This window comes from Actinosynnema sp., from assembly GCF_052038725.1.
Window position 1 is genome coordinate 1 of sequence record NZ_JBQGCX010000219.1, and the last position, 6673, is coordinate 6673.

General features: G+C 76.0%; 9 protein-coding genes. 5 read left to right on the forward strand and 4 right to left on the reverse strand.

Annotation, left to right across the window (positions count from 1 at the left end; translation table 11 throughout):
- Positions 1 to 352: SDR family oxidoreductase (locus ACTUAL_RS04225; protein WP_440899332.1), on the forward strand; the 352-nt coding region annotated here is incomplete at its 5' end.
- A gap of 34 nt (positions 353 to 386) precedes the next feature.
- Here the strand turns inward: ACTUAL_RS04225 and ACTUAL_RS04230 are convergent.
- Complete coding sequence (locus ACTUAL_RS04230; protein WP_096493615.1) at positions 387 to 989, reverse strand: helix-turn-helix domain-containing protein; 603 nt, start codon at positions 987 to 989, stop codon at positions 387 to 389.
- Positions 990 to 1076: 87 nt separating this feature from the next.
- Between ACTUAL_RS04230 and ACTUAL_RS04235 the strand changes: the two genes are divergently transcribed.
- The 3 genes from ACTUAL_RS04235 to ACTUAL_RS04245 are packed head-to-tail and all read left to right on the forward strand — an operon-like array spanning position 1077 to position 3201.
- On the forward strand, positions 1077 to 1688 hold the full coding sequence (locus tag ACTUAL_RS04235) for an SAM-dependent methyltransferase (protein WP_440899333.1): 612 nt from the start codon (positions 1077 to 1079) through the stop codon (positions 1686 to 1688).
- 21 nt (positions 1689 to 1709) lie between these two features.
- Entirely contained in the window at positions 1710 to 2177 is a 468-nt protein-coding gene (locus ACTUAL_RS04240) for a DinB family protein (protein WP_440899334.1), read from the forward strand.
- Between the two features lie 52 nt (positions 2178 to 2229).
- The gene (locus ACTUAL_RS04245) at positions 2230 to 3201 is read left to right on the forward strand and encodes an alpha/beta fold hydrolase (protein WP_440899335.1); all 972 of its coding nucleotides are present in this window, start codon (positions 2230 to 2232) and stop codon (positions 3199 to 3201) included.
- A gap of 508 nt (positions 3202 to 3709) precedes the next feature.
- On the opposite strand, the gene ACTUAL_RS04250 is transcribed toward ACTUAL_RS04245, so the two are convergent.
- The 3 genes from ACTUAL_RS04250 to ACTUAL_RS04260 form a co-directional block, all read right to left on the reverse strand.
- Complete coding sequence (locus ACTUAL_RS04250) at positions 3710 to 4423, reverse strand: hypothetical protein (protein WP_440899336.1); 714 nt, start codon at positions 4421 to 4423, stop codon at positions 3710 to 3712.
- Between the two features lie 41 nt (positions 4424 to 4464).
- Positions 4465 to 5346 carry a class I SAM-dependent methyltransferase gene (locus tag ACTUAL_RS04255; RefSeq protein ID WP_440899337.1) on the reverse strand — a complete coding sequence of 294 codons (882 nt, stop codon included), beginning with the start codon at positions 5344 to 5346 and terminating at the stop codon, positions 4465 to 4467.
- A gap of 113 nt (positions 5347 to 5459) precedes the next feature.
- Complete coding sequence (locus ACTUAL_RS04260; protein ID WP_440899338.1) at positions 5460 to 6026, reverse strand: helix-turn-helix domain-containing protein; 567 nt, start codon at positions 6024 to 6026, stop codon at positions 5460 to 5462.
- Between the two features lie 247 nt (positions 6027 to 6273).
- On the opposite strand from ACTUAL_RS04260, the gene ACTUAL_RS04265 reads away from it, so the two are divergent.
- Positions 6274 to 6673: hypothetical protein (locus tag ACTUAL_RS04265; protein ID WP_440899339.1), on the forward strand; the 400-nt coding region annotated here is incomplete at its 3' end.

Here is a 6673-nt window from a genome sequence, read left to right on the forward strand (position 1 = left end):
CGAGCTGGCCCCGGCGACGCTGAACCCCGGTGGCGCGTACGGGCTCGCCAAGCGCGCCACCCACTTCCAGGTCCGGGCCGCCTCACGCGCGGGGGGCGAGCGCGGCGCGCGGGTCAACTCGATCAGCCCCGGCGTCATCGCCACCCCCATGGGGCGGCGGGAGCTGGCGAGCGCGAGCGGCGAGCGGATGCGGGCGATGGTGGCCGCGTCGGGCACCGGGCGGGTCGGCACGGCGAGCGACGTCGCCGAGGCCGCCGCGTTCCTGCTCGGGCCCGGTTCCTCGTTCGTCACCGGCGCGGACCTGCTGGTGGACGGTGGCGTCGTGGCCGCCGTGCGCGCCGGGCGGGGCTGACCGGCGGTCGCCGGGGCCCTGATCCCGTCGTGGGTCAGGGCCCCTCGTCGTTCCCGGCCCGGTTCGACTCGGGGCGCACGTGCGAGCGCACGCCGTGCAGCCCGAACAGGATCAGCAGCTCCACCGCTCCCCCGTCGGCGGTGCCCAGCCAGTGCGGCAGCGAGGTGTCGAACTCGGCCGCCTCACCGGGCGGCAGCACCAGGTCGCGGTCGCCGACCACGAGCCGCAACCGGCCGCTGAGCACGTACAGCCACTCCAGCCCCTCGTGCGTCTTCGGCGCGGGCTCCGGGGGCTCGGGCTCGGCGGGGATGACCATCTTGAAGGCGTGCACCCCGCCCGGTCGCCGCGACAGCGGCACGAACGTCATGCCGAACCGCGTGATCGGCTTGAGGTGGATGCGCGGGTCGCCGGTGCGCGGCGCGCCCACCAGGTCGTCCAGCGGCACGTCGTGGGCGCGCGCCAGCAGCAGCAGGAGCTCCAGCGTGGCCCGCCGCTGCCCGCCCTCCAGCCGGGACAGCGTGCTCTCCGACACCCCGGTGCGCAGCGACAGCTCCGCCAGCGTGACGCCGCGATCGCGCCGCAGCGCCCGCAGCCTGGGGCCGACCGCGTCGAGCACCCCGTCCAGTTCCCGGTCCACCCCGCCATCTTGCCAAAACGGCAAGTTTCCGTGCCAGTTCGGGGTGGTGCCGGTGAGACTGGCCGCACCGATGGGAGAGGAGCCCCGATGAGCACCGCGACCGAGTTCTGGGACGGCGTCCACGCGAACCGCCCGCCGTCCGCGCCCGCGCCGAACGCCCGCCTCACCGAGGTCGCCGGGGCGCTGGTCCCCGGTGACGCGCTGGACCTGGGGTGCGGCGGCGGTGGCGACGCGCTGTGGCTGGCGGGGAAGGGCTGGCGGGTGCGCGCCACCGACATCTCGGCCACCGCCGTCGAGCACCTGACCGCGCTGGCGCGGGAGCGCGGCGTGGCCGACCGGGTCGTCGCCGAGCGGCACGACCTGGCCGGGTCGTTCCCGACCGGCCGGTTCGACCTGGTCTGCGCCCACTACCTGCACACCCCGTTCGACCTGGATCGCGCACCGGTCCTGCGCGCCGCCGCGCGGGCGCTGCGCCCCGGTGGCCGCCTGCTGGTCGTGGACCACGGCTCGGCCGCGCCCTGGTCGTGGGGCCGCGACGACGACAACCCGCCGCCGCACGAGGTCGCCGAGGAGCTGGCGCTGGACGCGGCCAGGTGGGCGGTGGAGCGGTGCGAGTCGCCGACCAGGGTCGCGACCGGTCCGGGCGGGCAGCGCGCCGAGGTGGTCGACCACGTCCTGCTGATCCGCCGCACCCGCTGACACCGTCCACGAAGGAGCGACATGCCCCACCACGACACCCCGCCGCCCCGGACCGGGAACTCCGAAGCCCAGGTGCTGCGCGGATTCCTGGACTACCTGCGGTCCCGCGCCGCCGCCAAGCTCGACGGCGCGCCCGAACCCCAGGTGCGCGCGGCGGGCGTCCCGTCCGGCACGAACCTGCTCGGGCTGGTCAACCACCTGGCGCACGTGGAGCGCGCGACCTTCCTGGGAGAGCGCGGGATCCACTGGCCGTCGACGTTCCGGGCCGCGCCGACCGACACCGTCGCCGACGTCCTGGCCCGCTACCGGGACGCGGTCGAGCGCGCGAACGCCGTGCTCGACGCGGTCGACGACCTGGGCGCCCCGCTCCCCCACCCCGACGCGCCGACGGCCCGCTGGGCGCTGGTCCACCTGATCGAGGAGACCGGTCGGCACGCGGGGCACGCGGACGTCCTCCGCGAGCTGGTCGACGGCGCGACCGGGCGCTGAAACCCGAGCACTCGAAGGGGAACAGGCTCAGACGAACACCCGACACCGCCTGGTGACCGCGCTGGCGGCCCTGCTCGCGCTGGGCGCCGCCGCCTGCACGGGCACGGGGCCCGCAGGCCCCGAAGCCGGGCCCGAGGTCCCGGCCCACGAGGCGATCACGCGCGAGGACCCCTGGTTCGCCGGGAGGTTCCGCCACGGGTTCGCCGACGTGGACGGCGTGCGGATGCACTGCGTGACCGGCGGCAGCGGCTCGCCCGTGGTGCTGCTGCACGGGTGGTCGCAGACCTGGTACGGCTGGTGGGAGGTCATGCCCGAACTGGCCGAGCACCACACCGTCCACGCGATCGACCTGCCGGGCCTGGGCGACAGCACCGGCGCCCCGTCCGGCTACGACAAGGCGACCCTGGCCCGCTACGCGCACACCCTGGTCGCCGACCGGCTCGGCGTGCGCGACGCCGCCGCGGTCGGCCACGACCTGGGCGCGGCGGGGGCGTTCCAGTACGCCGCGCAGTTCCCGCAGGACACCGCGCGCCTGGGCTACCTGGACCTGCCGCTGTTCTCCCCGCAGGTCTCGTTCAACGGCACGGCCTTCGGCGGCGACGCGACCACGTCCCCGTTCAGCGAGGCCGAGATCGACGAGTCGCGCGCACCTACCGCGAACCGGGGGCGCTGTCGGGCGGGTTCGAGCTGTACCGCTCGCTCGGCGCGGACGTGCGGGCCACCGAGTCCGCGCCGCCGCTCGACGTGCCGACCCCGGTGGGCACTGGCTGGTGGAGGAGAACCCGGAGTTCGTGACGGCCGAACTGCTGGCGTTCCAGGGGTCCTAGCCGGTCGGACCCGGCCGCACGGTGGCGCGGCCGGGGCCGGGGCGGTCAGCCCTGGGCGAGCACCCGCTCCGCCGGGACGAACAGGGTCGCGCAGTGCGGGCAGGTCGCCTCGCCGAACAGCTCGCGCACCGCGCCCGCCACGGCCGCGCTGCCCGACTCGACGGCCGTCCGGTACGCCCACTCCGCCGTGCCGGTGAGCTCCTCCTCCGGCGCGGGCTCGGCGTTGGTGTCGGCCGACAGCCAGTCCTCCGTGCCCGTGGACGGCAGGCGGACGGTCAGGTGGCGGGCGCACTCCGGGCAGGTCAGCTCGTAGCCGCCGAGCTCGACGCCGTCGAACAGCTCGCCCCACTCCGGGGCCTGGCCCAGACCCAGCAGGGCCGCGATCAGGTAGGCCGTGTCGATGTCGGTGCCCGCCTCGGCGAGCTGGGCCTTCGCGTGGTCGCGCAGGGCCTGGAGCACCTCGGCCTGGGACTCCTTCGGGGCGGGCCACGCGGCGGCGCTCAGCCTGCCCGCGAGGACGACGGCGTCGATCGCCTCCGTCGGCTGGAACTCGGCCACCCGCAGCAGGCGCGGCAGGGCCAGGGCGCCCGCCGCCGGGTCGGCCGCGCCGTGGTACAGCTCGTCCCACAGGCTCGCCCAGGTCTCCGGGTCGGGGTCGGTCTCCAGCCGCTCCAGCAGCACCGGCACCGCGTCGCTCATCCCGCGTCAGTCCTCTTCCTCGTCGCCCTCCAACCCGGTCAGCGCCGCTGCCAGGGCGAAGCGCTCACCGCACTCGTCGCAGGCAATCGTGCCGAACAGCTCGGCGAGCGTCGCGGCCACCCCCGCTCTTCCGGCCCGCAGCGCCTCGCCGCGCAACCAGGCCGCGACGCCGTCGAACTCGGTCGCGGGCTCCGGCACGGTGTCCACGCCCTCCCAGCCAGTACCGGTGCTGGACGGGAATCGGACGTCCAGGTCGGTCCCGCAGGACGGGCACGCCACGCAGCAGCCGCCCCCGATGACGCCGTCGAACGCGTCCTCGCCCCACTCCGGGGCGCGGCCGAGGCCGAGGAGGGCCTGGAGGGCGACCGCGAAGTCGTCGTCCGGGCCCCCGGCGGCGAGCTGGGCGGTGGCGGTGGCGCGCAGGGACTCCAGGGCCCTCGGGTGCTCGTCCTCCACGTCGGGCCACTCGGCGGCGCTGATGCGGCCCGCGAGCACGACGGCGTCCAGCGCCGCGTCGGGGCGCAGCTCGGCGATGCGCGCGAGGTGCGGGAGGGCGGCGACGCTGGCGGAGTAGGTGCTGCCCTGGTGGTAGATCGAGCCCCAGAGCTCCGACCAGGTGTCCGCGTCCGGGTCGGTGGCCAGCTTCTCCAGCATCGGCGGGATGTCGTCGGCCCTGCCGTAGGCGTGCTCCAGGGTCGACCAGTCGGTGTCGTCGGTCACGCGGCACAGCCAAGCACGGGGGTACGACAGAACCGCTCGGGTCAGGGCTTGCGGGCCGCCCAGACGACGCGTTCGGTGCGCACGGTGAGGTCCGGCCTGCGCAGGACGCCGCGCGGGTCGTCGGGGTCGATCAGGCGGTCGAGGACGGCCAGGTCCTCGGGCGCCAACGCGTCGGCGGCCCTGTGGCGCAGGCCCCGCAGGGCGTTGAGAGCGTAGCGGCCCACCGCGTCCGGGAGGGGTGGCGCGAGGGTGATGGTGACGGCGCGGTGAGCCTCGATCGTGAAGCCCGCCTCGATCAGGTGAGGGGTCCAGTCGGTGCCGCGGTGGTCGGCGTGGCCCTCGTGCCGGGGCGTGGCCGCGTGGCAGCGATCTTCCAGTCCGGGGCTCTCGGCCGGGGCGCCCGCCGGGAGGAAGCGGGGGAAGTCGGCAAGCTCGACCAGGGCGAACAGGCCGCCGGGGGCGAGCAGGCCGTGGACCAGGCGCAGGACGCGCGCCGGGTCGTCGACGTGGTGCAGGGAGGCGGAGGCCCAGACCAGCTCCGGGGCGCCGAGGGGTGGCCACTGCGCGTTGAGGTCTGCCTCGACCGGGTGGACTCGATCGGCGACACCGGCCGCGTCCGCTTTCTCCACGAGGCGGCGCAGGTGGGCGGGCGCGGTGTCGACGGCGGTGACCTGGGCGTCCGGGAAGCGGCGGAGCAGGGCGAGCGCGCCCGCGCCGGTGCCCGCGCCGAGGCCGACGATGGTGGTGGGGGGCGTGGGGACGGGCAGCGCGTCGACGATGGAGGCGATCTGGTCGGCCAGCACCTCGGCGTCCAGGTCCAGGATCTCGATCTGGGTGTTCGCGGCGTCGTGCCCGTGCCCGTGGGCGTGCCCGTGCCCGTGGCCGTGGCCTGCGGCGGTGTGCTGGTGAGCGGTGTGGGTCATGGTGGCCACGGTAGGAGCTTCATGCGTCTGACGCACGACTGATTGCCGATTTGGCAAGGAGGTGGTGCGCCGGGCTGCCGGAAGCGCAAGCGCGGTTCACCGGGACGGGTGGTTCACTCCTGGCCGGACTGGTGGCTGCGGCGGGCGTCGCGGTCGAAGATGCCGAGGATGTCGGCCGGTCCGCCGAGCGCGCCGAGCGCGTGCGGGAGCATGGTCGGGAACTCGGCGGCCTGGTTGGTCTCGACGCGGTAGGTGCGGTTGCCGAGCAGCAGGACGGCGGTGCCGGAGAGCACGACCAGCCACTCCCGGCCGGGGTGCGCGCGCAGCCGCGACGGGCTGTCCGGCGGCGGGTCGACCAGGCGCTGGCGGATGACGGACATGCCGGGGTCGGCGCGGAGCGCCCAGCGCAGCGCCTGGTGGGACGGGTCGTGCACCGGGCTGGTCACGACGTCCTCGGCGGCGGTCTCGACCAGCTGGTCGAGCGAGGTGTCGAGCGCCTTGGCGAGCGTGACGAGCTGGTCGAGCGCGAGCCTGCGCTGCCCGTTCTCGATGCGGCTGAGCGTGGAGGGGCTGAGCCTGGCGCGGGTGGCCAGGTCGTCCAGCGACCAGCCCTGGGCCAGGCGCAGGGCGCGGACGCGCTTGCGCACCAGGCTGTCCAGCTCGCCCTCGTCTTGCGTCATGGGCAAAAGTGTATGCGGGGCGAGCACGCGGCGGCGGGACGCGAGGCGAGGGGCGGGAATCGGGGCGGCGCCGGTCGTGGACGCGCCGCGCGGGGGCGCCGAGGCTGGGGGCTACCGGGTCGGTGTGCGGGGAGCGCGTGACCGGTTCGACTCGTGCCGCCACACCGCGTGGTCCAGCTCCAGGGCGCTGTGGCCGGTCCTCGGCGCCGGTGAGCATCCACAGGTACGACAGGCGCACGCCCGCGCCGTGGCCCGGCACGAGCTGGAGCTCGCCCTCGACGCGCGCCACCCGGACGGGGTCGGCGAGCAGGGCGGACACGTGGGCGAAGCGGTGCACGCCCTGTGCAGCGAGGATCTCGGCGCAGCGCAGCGCTGCCTCGGCCTTGCGGACGCCGCCGCGCGTGCTGGTTCGGCCCCGGTTGCGCAGGACGAGGCGGGCGAAGTCGTCGGTGCCGGTCGCGCGGCCGATCTCGGCCAGGGACTCGACGGGCCGCTCGCGGTCGGTGCCGACGACCTCGTGCGCGCGGTCGGCGGGGAGCAGCGCGCCGGGCACCGGTGCCGCAGGGCGACACCAGTCGTACGGGACGCGCGGGTGGGCGCCACCCCGACTCGCCGGGCGGGGGGGGGCGACACGACCGCAGGGCCCG